The organism is Pelomonas sp. Root1237, assembly GCF_001425055.1.
GTDB lineage: Bacteria > Pseudomonadota > Gammaproteobacteria > Burkholderiales > Burkholderiaceae_C > Pelomonas.
Genome location: NZ_LMDK01000016.1, coordinates 766,426 through 783,821 on the forward strand (window position 1 = coordinate 766,426; position 17,396 = coordinate 783,821).

Below are 17,396 nucleotides of genomic sequence, written 5' to 3' on the forward strand. Positions count from 1 at the left end.
CTCCACACCCGGAGACCGCCATGCTCAAGACCTATACCGGCAGCTGCCATTGCAAGGCCGTGCGCTTCGAAGTCGATCTCGACCTCGCCGCCGGCACCGGCCGCTGCAACTGTTCGATCTGCTTCAAGACGCGCAACTGGAGCGCCAGCGTCAAGCCCGACGCCTTCCGGCTGCTGGCCGGCGAGGACGCGCAGAGCGACTACCAGTTCGGCTCGAACAGCGTGCACAACCTGTTCTGCAAGACCTGCGGCGTGCGGTCCTACGGCCACGGCTACATCGAACAGGTCGGCGGCGCCTTCGTGTCGGTCAAGGTGAATTGCCTCGACGATGTGCCCGCCGAGGAGTTGGTCGCCGCGCCGGTGCAGTACTACGACGGGCTGCACAACAACTGGTGGAACAAGCCCGAAGAGGTTCGTCACCTCTAAAGCGCATCGGGCCCCTGGACGGCGTGCAGCGTCACCTCGGGTTCGCCGTCGCGCTGGCGCCAGCGCAGCCACCACACGGCGCCCTTCTTGACGGCCCACTCCTGGTCCACGCCGGCCAGCAAATGGGCAGCCAATAGGCCCAGCGTCGGCTGGTGGCCGCAGATCAGCACCGGCTCAACCGACTTGGGCCAGCGCGAGGCCTCGATGAGGGCCGAGATCGGCGCATCGGGCGCGATGGACGGCAGGATGCGCACCTCGCGGCCCAGGGCCTCGGCTGTCTGCCGGCAGCGCAGCGCAGGGCTGACGAGCACGCGCGTCGTTGCGGCCAGGCGATGGTTGAGCCAGGCCGCCATGCGCCGGGCCTGGCGCTCGCCCTTGGGGGTCAGCGCGCGCTGCAGGTCATCCTGGCCAGGGGCGATGACTTCGGCTTCGGCGTGGCGCCACAGGATCAGGTCCATGGCGGGTCTACCCTTCTGAATAGCGCCGCATCAAGGCCTGCTGGGCGCTGACGCCGCTGTCACTGATGCGCGCCGAGCGGCCATCGGGACCGAGCTGCCAGGCGTCCATGGTGTCGTGCAGATAGGGCTGCAAAGCTTCATCGATGACACGCTGGCGCAGGCGCGCGTCCTGCACCGGCCAGGCCACCTCGATGCGGCGGAACATGTTGCGGCTCATCCAGTCGGCGCTGGACAGGAAGAGCGCCTCGCCAGGGTCAGCCTCGGTGCCCTCTGCCCAGCGGAAATACAGCACCCGCGTGTGTTCCAGGAAGCGCCCGACGACGGAGCGCACGACGATGTTGTCGCTGATGCCCGGCAGGCCCGGCGGCAGCATGCAGGCGCCGCGCACGATGAGGTCGACCTTGGCGCCGGCCTGGGCCGTGCGCAGCAGGCCGTGGATGAGCTCGGCATCGGTCAGTGCATTGATCTTCACGACGACGCGCGCGCCCTTGTAGCCGGCCAGGGCCGCGGCCTCCACCTGGGCCAGCAGCTCCAGCATGCGGCTGTGCATGTTGAAGGGCGCCAGCAGCATGCGTCGCAGCGCCTTGAATTTGCCCAGGGACGCGAGCTGGCGAAACACCGAATCGGCATCGGCCGTCAGGTCGGCATCGGCCGTCAGCAGGCCGAGGTCGGTGTACAGGCGCGCCGTCTTGGGGTTGTAGTTGCCGGTGGAGATGTGGCCGTAGCGGCGCAGCTTGCCGTTCTCGCGCCGCGTGATCAGCAGCAGCTTGGCGTGGGTCTTGTAGCCGACGATGCCGTAGACGACCTGGGCGCCGACGGCCTCCAGCCGCTCGGCCCAGTTGATGTTGGCTTCCTCGTCGAAGCGCGCCTTCAGCTCCACGACGGCCATGACCTCCTTGCCACGCCGCGCCGCCTCGATCAGCAGGTCCATCAGCTCCGACTTGGCGCCCGTGCGGTAGATGGTCTGCTTGATGGCCAGCACCTCGGGGTCGACCACCGCCTCGCGCAGCATCTGCACGACGGGGTCGAAGCTCTCAAAGGGGTGGTGCAGCAGCACATCGCCCTTCTTGAGCTTCTCGAAGATGGACTTGTGGCGCGGCAGCCGGCCGGTCGGCCAGGCCGGTTCAAAGGGCGTGAAGCGCAGCGGCGGCGCGTCGGTCTGGTCGATCAGCTCGTTCAGCCGCACCAGGTTGACGGGGCCGTTGACGCGGTAGAGCGCCGCATTCGGCAGGCCGAACTGCTCGAGCAGGAACTCCGACAGCTCGGCCGGGCAGGTGTTGACCACCTCCAGCCGCACCGCGCGGCCGAAATGGCGCGTCGTCAGCCCGGAGCGCAGCGCGTGGCGCAGATTGGCGATCTCCTCCTCATCCACTTCCAGGTCGGAGTCGCGTGTGACGCGGAACTGCGAGAAGGCCTCGACCTTGCGGCCGGGAAAGAGATCTTCCAGGTGGGCGCGGATGACGCTGGTCAGCAGCACGAAGGCCTGGCGGCCGTCGCTCAGGTTGGCCGGCAGCTTGATGACGCGCGGCAGCACGCGCGGCACCTTGACGATGGCGATGCGGTTGTCGCGGCCGAAGGCGTCCTTGCCCGACAGCCTCATGATGAAGTGCAGCGACTTGTTGGCCACCTGCGGGAAGGGGTGGGCCGGGTCCAGGCCCACGGGCACCAGCAGCGGCCTGACCTCGCGCTCGAAATACTTGGCCACCCAGTGCCGCTGCGGCTCGTCGCGGTCGGCGTGGTTGAGCACGACGATGCGCCGCTTGCGCAGCAGCGGCGTGAGCTGCTCGTTGAAGATCAGGTATTGCTCGTCGATCAGCGTGTGCGCCGCGCGGCCGACGCGGTCGACGTCCTGGCCCGTCACGGCGCTGAGCGGATCGCGCACGGCCTCCAGCATGTCGGCGAAGCGCACCTCGAAGAACTCGTCCAGGTTGCTCGACACGATGCAGACATAGCGCAGCCGCTCCAGCAGCGGCACATCTTCACGCTGGGCCTGGGCAAGGACGCGACGATTGAATTCAAGAATGGCCTGCTCACGGTTGAGCAGCTTCAGCGGGGTCGGGTCGGTCATGAAGAAAAGTGTATGAAGCTTGTGTGACAACGGCTTGAAATGCCCCCGGGATAATCCAGGCCCATGCACCTGATGATCCCCCATGCCAGCGCGCTGGACGAAGCCGCGCGGCATGCCTTCGGCACCCTGCCCCTGCCCAACCTGGCTGCGCAGCTGAACCGGCTCACTCCGGCCGAGACCTGGGGGAGCGACGAGCTATCGCCGCAGCCGCCGCATCACATCGCGCTGGCAGCGCTGCGCCAGCAAGCCGAGCCAAGCGCCGCGGCCTGGGCCGTCGATGCCGGGCCCGAGCTGGCCTGGGCGCTGATGAGCCCCGTGCACCTGGCCGTCGGCAGCGATGGCGTCGATGTGCTGCCGCCCGCGGCGCTGCGGCTCTCCGAATCCGACGCGGCGCGCTTCACGGCGCTGCTGCGCGAACTCTGGCCCGAGTCCGAAGGCTGGCAATGGCGGCTGCTGGACGCCACGCACTGGGCTATTGGCCACACCACAGCGCTGGATGACCTGCGCGCTGCCAGCATCGAGCGCGCCGCCGGCCGGCCCATCGAGCCCTGGCTGCCGCAGAACCGCGTGCTGCGCCGCTGGCAGAACGAGGCCCAGATGCTGCTGCATGAGCACGCATTGAACCTCGAGCGGGAAGCACGCGGCGAGCATCCCGTCAACTCGGTCTGGATCGGCGACATTGGCCGCAGCAACGGCAAGGCCGCCGACGTGACGGTCGATGCCCGCCTGACCGAGCCGCTGCTCAACGGCGACCTCGCGGCCTGGGCCGAGGCCTGGCAGCGCCTGGACGCCGGGCCGCTGGCACAGCCCCTGACCAGCCTGACACTGTGCGGCGAACGATTCGCGCGTCGTTTCACGACCCGGCCGCTGTCCTTCATCGACAGGCTGAAGCGGCGCTGGCAGACGCCCGATGTGAGCGCCGTGTTGGAGGCGCTATGACTTCACCTCGTCTTGTCGAACGCGACGTGCCGCCGCGCACGGCCTGGGCGCTCGAGCAGGCCGGCGTCGCACCCCTGATGGCCCGCCTGCTCGCGGCCCGCGGCGTGCGCGAGGCGGGCGAGCTGGACGAGAGCCTGGCCCAGTTGCTGCCGCCCACCGACCTGAAAGGCCTGCTGGAGGCCGGCCGGCTGCTGGCCGACGCCATCCAGGGCGGCGAGCGCCTCGTCATCGTGGCCGACTACGACTGCGACGGCGCCACCGCCTGCGCCGTCATGCTGCGCGGCCTGCGCCTGCTCGGCGCGCAGCCCGAGCAGCTCGGCTATGTCGTGCCGGACCGCGCCGTGCACGGCTACGGGCTGACGCCCACCATCGTCGACCTGGCGATGGCGCAGCAGCCCTCCCTGCTCGTGACGGTGGACAACGGCATCGCCAGCCTCGCCGGCGTGGCGCACGCCCGCGCCCAGGGGCTGAAGGTGCTGGTCACCGACCATCACCTGCCCGCCCTGGTCGATGGCGTCGTCGTCGTCCCGGACGCCTCGGCAATCGTCAACCCCAACCAGCCGGGCTGCACCTTCGCCAGCAAGTCGCTGGCCGGCGTCGGTGTGGCCTTCTATGTGCTGATGGGCCTGCGCGCTGAACTCCGCTCCCGGGGCGCGTTCACGGAGGTGCCGCGCCTGGACGGCCTGCTCGACCTCGTGGCTCTCGGCACGGTGGCCGACGTCGTCAAGCTCGACGCCAACAACCGCCGCCTCGTTGCGCAAGGCCTCAAGCGCATGCGCGCCGGCCGTGCGCAGCCGGGCGTCATGGCGCTCTTCAGCGCGTCCAAGCGCGACGCGAGCAAGGCCCAGGGCTTCGATCTCGGCTTTGCGCTCGGGCCCCGCATCAACGCGGCCGGCCGCCTCGCCGACATGACGCTGGGCATCGAGACACTGACCACCGATGACCCCGAGCGGGCGCTGCAGCTCGCCACCCAGCTCGACGCCATCAACCGCGAGCGCCGCGAGATCGAGAGCGGCATGCGCGAGATGGCCGAGGCGCGGCTGGATGCCCTGGTCGAGGCGCTGCAGGGCGCCCTGCCCCCGGCGGTGGCACTGTTCGATGCCGACTTCCACGAGGGTGTCGTCGGCATCGTCGCCTCGCGCATCAAGGATCGCGTGCACCGCCCCACCTTCGTCTTCGCGCGCGGTGCCGACGGCAACCTCAAGGGGTCGGGCCGCTCCATTCCGGGTTTCCATCTGCGCGATGCGCTGGACCTCGTCAGCAAGCGTGAGCCCGAGTTGTTGGCCAAGTTCGGCGGCCATGCGATGGCGGCCGGCGCGACGCTGGCGGTCGACGATGTGAACCGCTTCGCGCTGGCCTTCGCGCGCGTGGCCGAGGAATGGCTCAACGAGCAGGACCTGACCCGCACGCTGCGCCATGACGGCTCGCTCGCGCCCGATGTCGCCACGGCCGAGACCGCACGCCTGCTGGACGCCCAGGTCTGGGGCCAGGGCTTCGAGGCGCCGGTGTTCTGTGATCGCTTCGAGCTGATCTCGCAGCGCCTCGTTGGCGAGAAGCATCTGAAGCTGCGCCTGCGCCGCGGCGGCCAGCTCATCGACGCCATCTGGTTCAACCACGTCGACATGCTGCCCGAGCGCGTCACGCTGGCCTACCGACTGAGCCTGGACGAATGGCAGGGCCAGCAGCGCGTCCAATACGTCATTGAAGCCTGCGCCGAAGGCTGAGGCGTGACGGAGTTGGCAGGGACGCACGCCCTGCCGCCCCAAGTCACCGGAGTGTCACGGACGCTTTCAAGAATCCGCCCGGCCAGCCAGCCCGGAGCCTCCTCATGCGCGCCACCGCGCCCGATCCCCTTGCCGATGCTCTCGATCGCCTGATCGAGCAGCGCAGTTTTGACATTCACTTCCAGCCCCTGGTCGCCATCGACAGGGCTGACATCTTTGGTTTCGAGGCACTGACCCGCGCGCCTGCCGACGGCCCGCTGCATTCGCCCCTGGTGCTGTTCGAGGCCGCCGCCCGGCTGGGCCGCCTCGTCGAGCTGGAACACCTCATCATTCGCCGCGCCATCCAGCGCTTCAAGGCCCTGGGGCTGCCGGGCCAGCTCTTCCTGAACGTGACAGCCGACACCCTGCTCGGCGCGCGTGAGCATGCCGGCCTGCTGGCGGCCGAGCTGGCCGAACTCGGCCTGCCGACCTCGCGCGTCGTCATCGAGCTCACCGAAACCCGCCCCATCGAGGACCTGGCCCAGCTCGACGATGCGCTGCAGGCGCTGCGCGACCTCGGCTTTCGTGTGGCGCTGGATGACCTCGGCGAGGGCTTCGCCTCGCTGCGCCGCTGGATGGAGATGCGGCCGGACTTCGTCAAGATCGACCGCCACTTCATCGACGGCATCGCCCAGGAGCCGCTGAAGCAGCAGTTCGTGCGCTCCATCGTCGAGATGGCCGCCACCAGCGGCTGCGAAGTGGTCGCCGAGGGTCTGGAGCAGGAGCCCGACCTGGACGTGCTGCGCCGGTTGGGGCTGACCATCTGCCAGGGCTATCTGTTCGCTCGCCCGAGCGCGACGCCGCGCGCCAGCCTGAGCGCCCAATGGAGCGGCCGACTGGCCGCTGACGCCCAGCCGCGCCTGCTGCAGAACGACCTCGCGTTGCCGCTGACCCAGGGCGCCATCACCAGTGCCGCCCAGCTGGCGCGTCGCGGCCTGACGGTCACGCCCGAGACCAACTGCCGCAGCATCGTCGACCTCTTCCACCGTGACGAGCAACTGCTCGCCATCCCCGTGCTGGACGCCCAGCAGCGGCCGATTGGCGTGCTGCGCTCCCTGCATGTGCTCAAGCGCAGCACCGAGCGCTATTTCATGGACATCTTCGACAAGCGCAGCTGCGTCGAGCTGATGGACCCCAACCCGCTCGTGTTTGACGTCAGCACGCCGCTGCGCGCAATGAGCGACGCCATGGCCAACCTCGACGAACGGCTGCTCGTCGACGGCTTCATCGTCACGCGCGACGGCTGCTACCTCGGCTCGGGCCGCAGCTCCGACCTGCTCAAGGCCGTGTCCGACCTGCAGGTGCATTCGGCGCGCTATGCCAACCCGCTGACGCTGCTGCCTGGCAATGTGCCCATCGACAACCACCTGGACCGCCTCATCGAGGCCAGTGAAACCTTTGCCGCCGTCGTCTGGGACATCGACCACTTCAAGCCCTTCAACGACGTCTACGGCTACCGCATCGGCGACGACATCATCCGCCTGGCCGCCCGCGTGCTGACCCAGGCGGCCGATCCGCAGCTGGACTTCGTCGGCCACATCGGCGGCGACGATTTCGTCATGGTGCTGGGCAGCACCGACTGGGAGGACAGGCTCACCCGCGTCTGCCAGGCCTTCGATGCCGGCGTGCGCAGTTTCTTCTCCGCCGAACACCTGACCGCTGGTGGCTACATCACGCTGAACCGGCAGAACCAGCCCAGCTTCCACCCGCTGCCCACCATCTCGGCCGGCGCGGTACTGCATCTGCCCGGCAGTTTCGACAGCGCCCACGCGCTGAGCGCCGCCCTGGCCGAACCCAAGCGCGTCGCCAAAGGGCGCGCCGGCGGCAGCCGCTTTTTTGTCGACCGCCGCACGCCGCAGCGCGCCCTGCTCGCGGCCTGAGCTTTTTCCGCCACCAGCAACTTGCGCTTGCGCTCACGTCAGGGTCAGGGCCACCGGAAGGCCGCTTGAGCAGGAGGGGTGAGAAGCGCTTCCTACAATGGCGCGGTGAACCTCGACCCCACCCTGAACGCCGACCTGCACTGCCATTCCGTGATTTCGGATGGGACGCTGACGCCCGAGGCCCTGGCCGAACGAGCCAAGGCGGGCGGCGTGGCGCTGTGGTCGCTGACCGACCACGACGAGATCGGCGGCCAGACCCGCGCCATCGCCGCGGCACGGGCGAACGGCCTGGCCTACCTGACCGGCACCGAGATCTCGGTCAGCTTCGCCGGCCGCGTCGTGCACATCGTCGGCCTGGGCTTCGACCATGAGGCGCCCGAGATCATCGAGGGGTTGCGTGCCACCCGCGGCGGCCGCGAACCGCGCGCCCGGGAAATGGCTGCCGGCCTGGCCGAGGTGGGCATCCACGGCGCCTTCGAGGGCGCGCTGAAGTACGTCGGCAACCCTGACCTGATCTCGCGCACCCATTTCGCGCGCTTTCTCGTCGATGCCGGCCATTGCAGCGACATCCCCGAGGTGTTCCGCCGCTTCCTGACGGAGGGCAAGCCCGGCTTCGTGCCGCACAAATGGGCCGCGCTCAAGGACGCAGTCGGCTGGATCAGCCGCGCCGGCGGCATCGCCGTCATCGCCCATCCGGGCCGCTATGGTTTCACGCCGACGGAAGAATACGCACTGATCACCGAGTTCATGGCTCACGGCGGGCGTGGCATCGAGGTGGTCACCGGCAGCCACACGCCGGCGGAGTTCGTTCAATACGCCGATACAGCCATCGAGTTCGGCCTGCTGGCCTCCCGCGGCTCGGACTTCCACTGCCCCGAGGAAAGCCGCATCGACCTGGGCACGCTGCCACCGCTGCCGGCCAAGCTGACACCGGTGTGGGCTGAACTGGCTGGTCGGATTCATCACTGATGGCCCAGCTCTTCGAAGTCCACCCCGACAACCCCCAGCCGCGCTTCCTGCGCCAATGCGCGCAGATGCTGCAGGCCGGCGGCATCGGTGCCGTGCCGACCGACTCCAGCTATGCCTTTGTCTGCCACCTCAACGACAAGGGTGCAGCCGAAGCCCTGCGCCGCGTGCGCGGCGTGGATGACAAGCACCACCTGACGCTGCTGTGCCGCGACCTGTCGGAGCTGGCCACCTACGCGATGGTGGACAACCGCCAGTACCGGCTCCTCAAGCTCGCCACGCCCGGCGCCTACACCTTCATCCTGCCGGCCACCAAGGAAGTGCCGCGCCGGCTCTCCCACCCGAGCCGGCGCACCATCGGCCTGCGGGTGCCAGAGCACAAGGTCCTCCAGGAGCTGCTGGCCCTGTTCGGCGAACCGCTGCTGTCGACGACGCTGATTCCGCCCGGCGAGACCGAGCCGATGAACGACGCCGCCGACGTCTGCGCCCGGCTGGACCGCCAACTCCAGTTCGTGCTGGACGCCGGCGCCTGCCCGGCCCAGCCGACCACGGTGCTGGACCTGAGCCAGGGCGACGAGCCCGTGCTGGTGCGCCAGGGGCGCGGCGAGTTGGGCCGGCTGGGCCTGCAACTGGACTGATGCCGCTGCGCGGGATTTCCCCGCAGTTCATCCGCCGCGCCTGCATTTCATCCGGCGGCTCTCGCGCTTGATCGCAGCGGCCTGGAAGGGCGCGGGCTCATTGCCGAAACTGACTCCATCGAACAAGCAATCACGCGGTTCGAAACCCACCGAACGGAGTCCATCATGAGCCTGCAAACTGCCTTCACCGCCGCCGTCCTTGCCTTCTCCGCCATTGCCGCCCAGGCCGCCCCGCAGCCCACCGTCAAGCTGGAACGCGTTGTCGTCACCGGCAAGGCCGTCCGCGCTGAAACTCAAGTGANCTTCTCCGCCATTGCCGCCCAGGCCGCCCCGCAGCCCACCGTCAAGCTGGAACGCGTTGTCGTCACCGGCAAGGCCGTCCGCGCTGAAACTCAAGTGATCGCCCAGCTGCCGCGCGTCGTCGTGACCGGCCACGCCCAGCGTGAAGTGGCTCAACTGCCTCGCGTCGTGATCGTCGGCTACAGCGAAGCCACCCTGGCCCGCCAGACCCTGGCTGCCGCCAAGACCACCGCAAAGCGCGGCTGAGCCGGGCGCCGTCTGAACATGCGAATGACGTCTTTTTCCACCGCCGTCGAGCCGAGTCGCCAGTACTGCTGAGCCAGTACTGCCGACTCGGCTCGGCCCTCAGGGCTTTGCACCCAACCACGGGGCCCCATCGGGGCCTCGCGCGTTTTGCAAACCTCGCGCCAGACATCGACAAGCCGCCCAAGGGCGGCTTCTGCATGGGGGCTGCCGACACGCCTGCACCGACGATCGACCGTATTTTCCGCAGTTTGTCCGCCCCGCTTGCAGTTCATCCAACGTGGCTCGCGCTTGATCGCAGGCCCGTGGAAGAGTCGCTTCCCATTGCCGAAACTGACTCCATCGAACAAGCAATCACGCGGTTCGAAACCCACCGAACGGAGTCCATCATGAGCCTGCAAACTGCCTTCACCGCCACCGTCCTTGCCTTCTCCGCCATTGCCGCCCAGGCCGCCCCGCAGCCCACCGTCAAGCTGGAACGCGTTGTCGTCACCGGCAAGGCCGTCCGCGCTGAAACTCAAGTGACCGCCCAGCTGCCGCGCCGGCGTCTACTACATCCCCTGGACGGTCTACACCTTCCTGGCCGACGTCGACGAGGTGCTGACGGGGCGGCGGCGTGAAGGAATCAGCATGCGAACGCGCGCATCAGCTTTGGGCGCATCGGCGNTGCGTTGCATTGCCGACCACGGCAGCGCGATGACGCAGATCAGCGCAACCGCCTTCTTGCCCAAATCCTTGCTCATGATCATCCTTTTAAAACGAGACAGACCTGTCGCCACGCAATACAGCACCCGGCAGGACCACGTGAAGATCAAGCTGGAGTCCATCATGAGCCTGCAAACTGCCTTCACCGCCACCGTCCTTGCCTTCTCCGCCATTGCCGCCCAGGCCGCCCCGCAGCCCACCGTCAAGCTGGAACGCGTTGTCGTCACCGGCAAGGCCGTCCGCGCTGAAACTCAAGTGACCGCCCAGCTGCCGCGCGTCGTCGTGACCGGCTACGCCCAGCGTGAAGTGGCTCAACTGCCTCGCGTCGTGGTCATCGGCTTCAGCGAAGCCACGCTGGCCCGCCAGACCCTGGCTGCCGCCAAGACCACCGCAAAGCGCGGCTGAGCCGGGCGCCGTCTGAACATGCGAATGACGTCCTTTCCCACCACCGTCGAGCCGAGTCGCCAGTACTGCTGAGCCAGTACTGCCGACTCGGCTCGGCCTATTCCAGAATCTCCTTCAGCCGTGCCCGGTCAAAGCCGATGACGCGCTGGCCGCGCACGACCAGGGTCGGCGTGCCGACGGCGCCCAGGGCCTGGTAGTCGCTCAGGCACTGGGCATCGCGCTCGATGAAGCACTCGCTGAAGGGCACGCCCTCCTGAGTCATCCAGCGCCGCGCCGCCAGGCAATAGGGGCAGGTCTCGGACGAGATCATGCGGATATCGCCCGGCCTGGCGCGCTGCTTCAGCAGTTCGCCGTCCTGCGCTGCAACATGCCCGCGCCAGGCCCAGGAGGCCAGCGCGGTCAGCGCAACGACGACGAGCAGCGAAAGCGGGGGCCACTTCATGGCCCCATGCTAGACCGGCTCAATAAACCTCGGGAACGATGATGTCGTCCGGCACGGGGTTGCGCAGGTAGTCCTCGCGGCGTTCGCGCGCGGGCAGATCGATGTCGGCGTGCGGTACCTCCTGGTAGGGCATCTGGCCCAGCAGGTGATGGATGCAGTTCAGCCGCGCGCGCTTCTTGTCGTCCGCCGGCACGACCCACCAGGGCGATTCGGGGATGTGGGTGCGCTCCAGCATCACCTCCTTGGCCGAGGTGTAGGCCTCCCAGCGCCGGCGCGACTCCAGGTCCATGGGGCTCAACTTCCACTGCTTGAGCGGGTCGTGGATGCGGCCCAGGAAGCGCACGCGCTGCTCGTCGTCGCTGATCGAGAACCAGTACTTGATGAGCTGGATGCCCGAGCGCTGCAGCATGCGCTCGAACTCGGGCGCCGAGCGGAAGAACTCCTCGTACTGCTCGTCGGTGCAGAAGCCCATCACGCGCTCGACACCGGCGCGGTTGTACCAACTGCGGTCGAACAGCACGATCTCGCCGGCCGCCGGCAGGTGCGACACATAGCGCTGGAAGTACCACTGCGTGCGCTCGCGGTCGTTGGGCGCCGGCAGCGCGGCCACTCGGCACACGCGCGGGTTCAGCCGCTGCGTGATGCGCTTGATGACGCCCCCCTTGCCCGCCGCGTCGCGGCCCTCGAACAGGATGACGACCTTGTGGCCCGTGTGCTGCACCCAGTCCTGCAGCTTGACCAGTTCGCTCTGCAGGCGGAACAGCTCGCGGAAGTAACGCCGCCGCTCGATGGCTTCACCGGCCGGCGCGTCGCTGGCCATCACACCGTGTTCTCGGTCCTCGAGCTCAAGCTCCAGTTCCTCGTCGAAATCGTCCTGCAGGTCGCGGTGAATGCGCTTCACCAGTTCGTCTTCGATGTGGCTCACGAGGGCTCCCGGCCGCAACGGCGGCTGTAGGCCGCGAGCCTAGGCGGGCGATATGGCGCGACTGTGACAAGGAGCTTGACGACATCGTTTACACACGTAATCATTCGCCATAGTTTACGCTCGTAATCAATGACCAGGCCACCCACCCCCATCAGCGACGCCGAAGCCCAGGTCATGCGCCTGCTTTGGCAGCGCGCTCCCCAGGCCGCCGACGAGATCGCCGCGGTGCTCGGGCCCCGGCAAGGCTGGCAGCTTGCCACCGTGAAGACGCTGCTGAACCGGCTGCTGAGCAAGGGCGCCGTGACGGCCGAGCGCGACGGCCGGCGCTTTCTGTACGCGCCTGCCGTACCCGAGGACGCCTGGGTGGCCGACACCGGCCTGTCGCTGATCGACCGGCTGTTCGGCGGGCGCCTGGCGCCGCTGGTGGCGCAGTTCGCGTCGGAACGCAAGCTGAACGCGGACGACATCGCGGCGCTGAAGGCGCTGCTGAAGGAGCAGGGGCATGAGTGAGCGGCTGCTGGTGGTGTTGCTGCAGCAGGCTCTGTTGCTGAGCGTAGGCGTCATGCTGATCGCCGCGCTGCGGCCGCTGCTGCTGAGGCGCCTGGGCGCAGGCAGCGCCTACGCGGCCTGGCTGCTGGTGCCGGCGCTGTTGCTGACGCTGCTGCTGCCCCGGCCGGCTCAGGAGCCGCTGCGCGTGGTGCTGCAGGCCACGGGCAGCGCCCAGACGCTGGCCGCGCCTGCGCTGCCAGCGCCGCCGCCGGATCACGCGGCAGCCTGGTTGGCGCTGTGGCTGGGCGGCGCATCGCTTTTCGCCGCGACCCAGTTCTGGCGGCAATGGCGGCTGACGCGCCTGGGCCAACAACTGCCGGCCGGCAGCAGCCCCGCCCTCGTCGGCTTGCTGCGGCCGCGCGTCGCGCTGCCCGTCGATTTCGAACAGCGCTTCTCGCCTGCCGAGCGCGAGCTGATCCTGGCCCACGAGCAGGTGCATCGCGACCGACTGGACAACCTCTGGAACCTGCTCGCCTGCGCGCTGACGGCGCTGCACTGGTGGAACCCGCTGGCCTGGTGGGCCGCGCGCCGTATGCAGGCGGACCAGGAACTGGCTTGCGATGCCGCCGTGCTGGCGGCCCGGCCCGGCGCGCAGGCCGACTACACGCGGGCCCTGCTCACGGCCCACGATCTCACGCCCCACGGCGCGCCGCTGGCCAGCCGCTGGGGCAGCTCCCACCCCCTCGTCGAAAGGATCGCGATGCTGAACCGCCCCCTACCCCTGAACCGCCGCCGCGCGCTGCTGCTCGCAGCCGGCGTGGCCGCCGTCTCCACTCTGGCCTATGCGGCGGAAAGCCCACCTCCCGCAGCCGGCGCCGGCTTCATCGAGCTGCAGCTGAAGGTGGAGCGCAGCCAGGGTGGCGACAAGTCGACCGTCGAGGCACGCGTCATCGGCCGCGACGGCGAGCGTGTGATGCTGCGGCTCGAAGCCATGGCCGGCGACGAGCCAGGTTGGGTGAAGGAGCCGCTATCGATCACGCTGTGGCCGAAAAAGGCCGGCGACTCGGCGCTCATCAAGACTCAGATCAGCCATGGCGAGCCGGGCGTGGAACTCGGCCACCCCAGCGTGATGTCGGCCTGGGGTCAGAAGGCCCGCATCGAGATGACCCGCGCCGGCTCGGACGAAAAGTTCGCACTGGAGCTGACCCCCACGGCCTTGCCCGCCAACTTCCAGCCGCCGAAAAATACCTTCTGAGCGAGGAGGCCGCTACAGTGCCGCCTCCCCGAATCCGCCCCCCTGCAATGAGCCTCGCCGACCTCCGCGCGGCGCTGAACGCCGAGCTTTCGGCCACGCCCGAGTACTACGACTTCAAGGTGCTACACAGCGAGCGCGACGGCGTGCTGTGGCGGGTGACGCTGGAGCCGGGCTATGTGTTCGCCGAGGGCCAGCGGCCGGGTGTGGCCTCGGCGCAGGCGCTGCTGGACGACAGCCTGGACGGCGCCTCTGCGTGGTGGGGCGCGCCGAGCAAAGGCGGCGCCAGCGTGCTGGCCGTGCTGGCCGAGGACGACCAGCTCGTGCTGCAGAACGCCAGCGGCCCACCGCCGCCGGCCGGGCACCTGATCCGCCTCTACCCGACGCGCTTCCTGAATGCGGTGGCCGACGCCTGGTGGGACACGCCGTGGGCCGAGCAGGCGCTGGCCTGCCTGCCCGACCTGTCGCGCCCGCGGCCACTGTGCGGCGGCACGGCGCTGACGGGCGAGCCCTTTCGCTGGCTGCGCCCGGCGCAACGCGCAGCGCTGGCGCTGGCGGGCCACAGCAGCGGCTTTCTGTGGGGACCACCGGGCACGGGCAAAACGACGACGCTGGGCGTGCTGCTGGCCGAGTACCTGGACCGCCACCCGCACGCCCGCGTGCTGCTGCTGTCCACCACCAACCAAGCGGTGGACCAGGCCACGCTGGCCGTCGACAAGGCCCTGCACAAGGGCCGCCGCGAGCACCTGCGCGCCGAAGTGCAGCGCCTGGGCACACGCTTCGCCGCCACGGCCTACGAAGGCCGTGAACACTTGATCCCGACGCAGGACCGCGATCTCATCACCCGCCTGGCTCGCGCTGAAGGCCAGCGGCCATCAGCCCGTGATGCGCTCGCGCTCAAGGCCTGGGCCGACCGCGTCGCCGCACTGCGCGACGAGCTGCGCGCCGCTTCGCTGAAGGTGCTGCAACGCTGCCGCCTGGCCAGCATGACGACGACGCGCGCAGCCTTCACGCTGAAGACGCTGCGCGAGCTGCAGCCCGATGGCGAACCGCCCTTCGACCTGCTGGTGTTCGACGAAGCCAGCCAGGTGAGCCTGGCGCATGCCCTTGTGCTGATGCCGCTGGGCCGCGCCCGGCTGTTTGCGGGTGACCCCCAGCAGCTGTCGCCGGTGCTGCGCAGCGACGACCGTCTGGCCCGGCGCTGGCTGGGCCGCTCGGCGTTTACGGAGATGCCGCGCGGGCCGTCCGTCGCGCTGCTGGACGAACAGTCGCGCATGGCGCCGCCGATCGGCGAGCTGGTCAGCCAGCTGTTCTACGACGGCGCGCTGCGCGTGGCGGCAGACGCCGAGGCTTCGGCCAGCTGGCAGGCTGCTCGCCAACGCAGTTTGGGCGACATCGGCGCCAACGTGCATGTGCATGTCCACCATCTGAAGACGGATGGCGGCTGGTCGGCCGCGGAGCGCGGGCCGGTGCGGCGCGACTCGGCCGAAGCCATTGCCGAGTTGGTGGAGCGTGCGCTGGCCAGCGGCTCCTGGCAGCCCGAGGAGCTGATCGTGCTGACGCCGTTCCGTGCGCAACGGGCGCTGATCCGCCAGCGACTGCGTGCGCGCGGCCTGCCGGAGGCGCTGCGGGTCAGCACCGTGCACCGCGCCCAGGGCAGCGAGGCGCCGGTGGTGCTGTTCGACCCCGCGGATGGCGCCCAGCCCTTCCTGCACGGCGACGAGGCACAGCGCCTGCTCAACGTCGCGCTGAGCCGGGCGCAGGCCAAGCTGGTGCTGTTCGTGTCGCCCGCCGATGCGGCCAGCCCGCTGCTGGCGCCGCTGGTGCAGCGGCTGCGCTTGGCCGGCGACACCCGGGACGCCCTGCCTCTGCAGGAACTGGCGCGCGAGCCGGGCTTTCCCGCCAATGCGCTGGGGCGGCGCGTGGCCGCCGGGCGGCAGGTGGGCGAGGTGGCGCGCATCAGCGCCGACGGGCGTCAGTTCTGGCTGATCAACGCACGCACCGGGGCGGAGCAGCTGATCGACGCGGAGTTCTGGCGCCGGCGCGCACAGGGCGCACCGGCGTAGCCCTTCAGACCGCCGCCGTGATGACGATCTCCACCTTCCACTCTGGCCGCGCCAGGCCGGCGATGACGGTGGCGCGCGGCGGCGTGTGGCCGGCCGACACCCAGGCGTCCCAGGCGGCGTTCATGCCGGGGAAGTCGGCGCGGTCAGCCAGGTAGATCTGGGCGCGCAGGATGCGGCTCTTGTCGGTACCGGCGCGCTCCAGCAGCTTGTCGATGGCGGCCAGCACCTGGGCCGTCTGGCCGGTGGCGTCGGCGCTGGCGTCCTCGGGCACCTGGCCGGCCAGATAGGCGACGCCGTTGTACACGGCCATCTCCGACAGGCGGGCGCCGATGTCGAAACGTTCAACGGGGGTGGAGGCGGTCATGCTTTCTTCCGGTGCTTGGTGGATTTGACGGGATGCGATGCCGGCACAGCTTTCTCTGCCTTGTGCCCGAGCTTGCTCTCGGTGCCGGCCAGCAATTTCTTGATGTTGGCCGAGTGGCGCCACACCAGCAGCAAGCCCATGATGATCAGGGCCAGCGCGGCCGGGCCGGCTTCCCAAATGAGCAACTGATACATCGGCGCGAAGGCGGCCGACACGATGGCGGCCAGGGACGAATAGCGGCTGAACCAGGCAATGATGAGCCAGGTCGCCAGCGTCGCAACCCCTAGCAGGGGGTTGAGCCCGAAGATGACGCCGGCCGCCGTGGCCACACCCTTGCCGCCCTGGAACCTGAAGAACACCGGCCACAGATGGCCAAGGAAGGCCGTCAGGCCCACCAGCGCCGCCGTGCCCTCGCCAAGGCCGTACCTGGGGCCCCAGATCAGCACGGCCAGCACGGGGAGATAACCCTTGAGCGCATCGAACACCAGCGTCAGGATGGCCGCAGCCTTGTTGCCTGAGCGCAGCACGTTGGTGGCGCCAGGGTTGCCCGAGCCATAGGAGCGCGGGTCCGACAGGCCCATGGCGCGGCTGACGATGACGGCAAAGGACAGCGAGCCGACAAGGTAGCCAACGAGGGCGGCCAGCAGAGGGAGGACGGTTTGCATGGGGCGGCATTGTCGTGCAGCCCGGCCATGTCAATGCTGCCGGGCCCGCCACCAGACCTGCAGCCGCCGCCCCTGCTCCAGCAGGAACAGGATGAAGCGCCCAACCGGCTTGCGCAGGAACGGCAGGTCCTCCGCGAGCAACAGCAGTCCCAGCGGCAACCATTCGATGCCGATGATGGGCAGAAACCAGAACACCGACGCGGCGATGCACAGCAGGCCAGCCGGGATGCGCACCCACACCGCCCGGGGGCTGTGCAACCAAGCCAGGCAGCGCGCGGCACGCCTGGGCAGCAGGGCCTCCAGCTGGGAGTACGCCAGGTCCAGCGTCTCGCGACCGTTCATGGCGGAGGTTCGCGTCGACATCGAAGGCAGTTTCGCGAGCGCCCGCCAGGCATCCCGTAGG

The 17,396-nt window shown here is 69.2% G+C and carries 18 protein-coding genes; 11 read left to right on the forward strand and 7 right to left on the reverse strand.

All coding sequences use genetic code 11. From position 1 onward, the window contains the following. Positions 1-20: 20 nt before the first annotated feature. Positions 21-425, forward strand: a complete 405-nt coding sequence (locus tag ASC91_RS16250; RefSeq protein ID WP_056198595.1) for a GFA family protein — start codon at positions 21-23, stop codon at positions 423-425. On the opposite strand, the gene sixA is transcribed toward ASC91_RS16250, so the two are convergent. Both sixA and ppk1 read right to left on the reverse strand, forming a co-directional pair. After that, positions 422-883, reverse strand: a complete 462-nt coding sequence (sixA, locus tag ASC91_RS16255) for a phosphohistidine phosphatase SixA (RefSeq protein ID WP_056198599.1) — start codon at positions 881-883, stop codon at positions 422-424. The genes ASC91_RS16250 and sixA overlap by 4 nt on opposite strands. Before the next feature lie 7 nt (positions 884-890). Next, complete coding sequence (gene ppk1 / locus ASC91_RS16260) at positions 891-2,951, reverse strand: polyphosphate kinase 1 (RefSeq protein ID WP_056198602.1); 2,061 nt, start codon at positions 2,949-2,951, stop codon at positions 891-893. Between the two features lie 63 nt (positions 2,952-3,014). On the opposite strand from ppk1, the gene ASC91_RS16265 reads away from it, so the two are divergent. The 7 genes from ASC91_RS16265 (at position 3,015) to ASC91_RS16300 (ending at position 10,790) form a co-directional block, all read left to right on the forward strand. Next, the gene (locus ASC91_RS16265) at positions 3,015-3,890 is read left to right on the forward strand and encodes a hypothetical protein (RefSeq protein ID WP_056198606.1); all 876 of its coding nucleotides are present in this window, start codon (positions 3,015-3,017) and stop codon (positions 3,888-3,890) included. Further along, entirely contained in the window at positions 3,887-5,614 is a 1,728-nt protein-coding gene (recJ, locus tag ASC91_RS16270) for a single-stranded-DNA-specific exonuclease RecJ (RefSeq protein WP_056198608.1), read from the forward strand. Before ASC91_RS16265 ends, recJ begins: the two co-directional genes overlap by 4 nt. Before the next feature lie 104 nt (positions 5,615-5,718). Further along, positions 5,719-7,533: a bifunctional diguanylate cyclase/phosphodiesterase gene (locus tag ASC91_RS16275; RefSeq protein ID WP_056198611.1), complete on the forward strand. Its 1,815-nt coding sequence runs from the start codon at positions 5,719-5,721 to the stop codon at positions 7,531-7,533. A 105-nt stretch (positions 7,534-7,638) separates the two neighbouring features. Beyond that, positions 7,639-8,502 carry a 3',5'-nucleoside bisphosphate phosphatase gene (locus ASC91_RS16280; RefSeq protein WP_235532006.1) on the forward strand — a complete coding sequence of 288 codons (864 nt, stop codon included), beginning with the start codon at positions 7,639-7,641 and terminating at the stop codon, positions 8,500-8,502. Continuing rightward, the gene (locus tag ASC91_RS16285; protein WP_056198614.1) at positions 8,502-9,137 is read left to right on the forward strand and encodes an L-threonylcarbamoyladenylate synthase; all 636 of its coding nucleotides are present in this window, start codon (positions 8,502-8,504) and stop codon (positions 9,135-9,137) included. Before ASC91_RS16280 ends, ASC91_RS16285 begins: the two co-directional genes overlap by 1 nt. A gap of 743 nt (positions 9,138-9,880) precedes the next feature. Continuing rightward, the gene (locus ASC91_RS29480) at positions 9,881-10,300 is read left to right on the forward strand and encodes a hypothetical protein (protein ID WP_157281670.1); all 420 of its coding nucleotides are present in this window, start codon (positions 9,881-9,883) and stop codon (positions 10,298-10,300) included. Between the two features lie 208 nt (positions 10,301-10,508). Beyond that, positions 10,509-10,790: a hypothetical protein gene (locus ASC91_RS16300; protein WP_162247802.1), complete on the forward strand. Its 282-nt coding sequence runs from the start codon at positions 10,509-10,511 to the stop codon at positions 10,788-10,790. A 97-nt stretch (positions 10,791-10,887) separates the two neighbouring features. On the opposite strand, the gene ASC91_RS16305 is transcribed toward ASC91_RS16300, so the two are convergent. Continuing rightward, the gene (locus ASC91_RS16305) at positions 10,888-11,232 is read right to left on the reverse strand and encodes a glutaredoxin family protein (protein ID WP_056198630.1); all 345 of its coding nucleotides are present in this window, start codon (positions 11,230-11,232) and stop codon (positions 10,888-10,890) included. A gap of 19 nt (positions 11,233-11,251) precedes the next feature. Then, on the reverse strand, positions 11,252-12,157 hold the full coding sequence (gene ppk2 / locus ASC91_RS16310) for a polyphosphate kinase 2 (protein ID WP_082532723.1): 906 nt from the start codon (positions 12,155-12,157) through the stop codon (positions 11,252-11,254). A 129-nt stretch (positions 12,158-12,286) separates the two neighbouring features. Here ppk2 and ASC91_RS16315 point away from each other — a divergent pair, with 129 nt between their 5' ends. From ASC91_RS16315 to ASC91_RS16325, 3 genes are read left to right on the forward strand one after another with little or no spacing between them, the layout of a single operon-like run. Beyond that, the gene (locus tag ASC91_RS16315; protein ID WP_056198634.1) at positions 12,287-12,667 is read left to right on the forward strand and encodes a BlaI/MecI/CopY family transcriptional regulator; all 381 of its coding nucleotides are present in this window, start codon (positions 12,287-12,289) and stop codon (positions 12,665-12,667) included. Beyond that, on the forward strand, positions 12,660-13,901 hold the full coding sequence (locus ASC91_RS16320) for a M56 family metallopeptidase (RefSeq protein ID WP_056198638.1): 1,242 nt from the start codon (positions 12,660-12,662) through the stop codon (positions 13,899-13,901). The genes ASC91_RS16315 and ASC91_RS16320 overlap by 8 nt, the downstream gene beginning before the upstream one ends. 47 nt (positions 13,902-13,948) lie before the next feature. Further along, entirely contained in the window at positions 13,949-15,964 is a 2,016-nt protein-coding gene (locus ASC91_RS16325) for a DEAD/DEAH box helicase (RefSeq protein ID WP_056198640.1), read from the forward strand. A 4-nt stretch (positions 15,965-15,968) separates the two neighbouring features. Here the strand turns inward: ASC91_RS16325 and ASC91_RS16330 are convergent, their stop codons facing one another. Genes ASC91_RS16330 through ASC91_RS16340 form a run of 3 tightly spaced genes read right to left on the reverse strand, consistent with a single transcriptional unit; the run spans position 15,969 to position 17,356 of the window. Beyond that, entirely contained in the window at positions 15,969-16,328 is a 360-nt protein-coding gene (locus ASC91_RS16330; RefSeq protein ID WP_056198641.1) for a RidA family protein, read from the reverse strand. Then, on the reverse strand, positions 16,325-16,993 hold the full coding sequence (gene plsY / locus ASC91_RS16335; protein ID WP_056198642.1) for a glycerol-3-phosphate 1-O-acyltransferase PlsY: 669 nt from the start codon (positions 16,991-16,993) through the stop codon (positions 16,325-16,327). Before plsY ends, ASC91_RS16330 begins: the two co-directional genes overlap by 4 nt. A 30-nt stretch (positions 16,994-17,023) precedes the next feature. Further along, the gene (locus ASC91_RS16340; RefSeq protein ID WP_056198643.1) at positions 17,024-17,356 is read right to left on the reverse strand and encodes a hypothetical protein; all 333 of its coding nucleotides are present in this window, start codon (positions 17,354-17,356) and stop codon (positions 17,024-17,026) included. Between the last annotated feature and the right edge of the window lie 40 nt (positions 17,357-17,396).

Coding starts and splice junctions, on each gene's coding strand:
- ASC91_RS16250 (WP_056198595.1), top strand. CDS start 21: ATGCTCAAGACCTATACCGGCAGCTGCCATTGCAAGGCCGTGCGCTTC.
- sixA (WP_056198599.1), bottom strand. CDS start 883: ATGGACCTGATCCTGTGGCGCCACGCCGAAGCCGAAGTCATCGCCCCT.
- ppk1 (WP_056198602.1), bottom strand. CDS start 2,951: ATGACCGACCCGACCCCGCTGAAGCTGCTCAACCGTGAGCAGGCCATT.
- ASC91_RS16265 (WP_056198606.1), top strand. CDS start 3,015: ATGCACCTGATGATCCCCCATGCCAGCGCGCTGGACGAAGCCGCGCGG.
- recJ (WP_056198608.1), top strand. CDS start 3,887: ATGACTTCACCTCGTCTTGTCGAACGCGACGTGCCGCCGCGCACGGCC.
- ASC91_RS16275 (WP_056198611.1), top strand. CDS start 5,719: ATGCGCGCCACCGCGCCCGATCCCCTTGCCGATGCTCTCGATCGCCTG.
- ASC91_RS16285 (WP_056198614.1), top strand. CDS start 8,502: ATGGCCCAGCTCTTCGAAGTCCACCCCGACAACCCCCAGCCGCGCTTC.
- ASC91_RS29480 (WP_157281670.1), top strand. CDS start 9,881: ATGGGGGCTGCCGACACGCCTGCACCGACGATCGACCGTATTTTCCGC.
- ASC91_RS16300 (WP_162247802.1), top strand. CDS start 10,509: ATGAGCCTGCAAACTGCCTTCACCGCCACCGTCCTTGCCTTCTCCGCC.
- ASC91_RS16305 (WP_056198630.1), bottom strand. CDS start 11,232: ATGAAGTGGCCCCCGCTTTCGCTGCTCGTCGTCGTTGCGCTGACCGCG.
- ASC91_RS16315 (WP_056198634.1), top strand. CDS start 12,287: ATGACCAGGCCACCCACCCCCATCAGCGACGCCGAAGCCCAGGTCATG.
- ASC91_RS16320 (WP_056198638.1), top strand. CDS start 12,660: ATGAGTGAGCGGCTGCTGGTGGTGTTGCTGCAGCAGGCTCTGTTGCTG.
- ASC91_RS16325 (WP_056198640.1), top strand. CDS start 13,949: ATGAGCCTCGCCGACCTCCGCGCGGCGCTGAACGCCGAGCTTTCGGCC.
- ASC91_RS16330 (WP_056198641.1), bottom strand. CDS start 16,328: ATGACCGCCTCCACCCCCGTTGAACGTTTCGACATCGGCGCCCGCCTG.
- plsY (WP_056198642.1), bottom strand. CDS start 16,993: ATGCAAACCGTCCTCCCTCTGCTGGCCGCCCTCGTTGGCTACCTTGTC.
- ASC91_RS16340 (WP_056198643.1), bottom strand. CDS start 17,356: ATGTCGACGCGAACCTCCGCCATGAACGGTCGCGAGACGCTGGACCTG.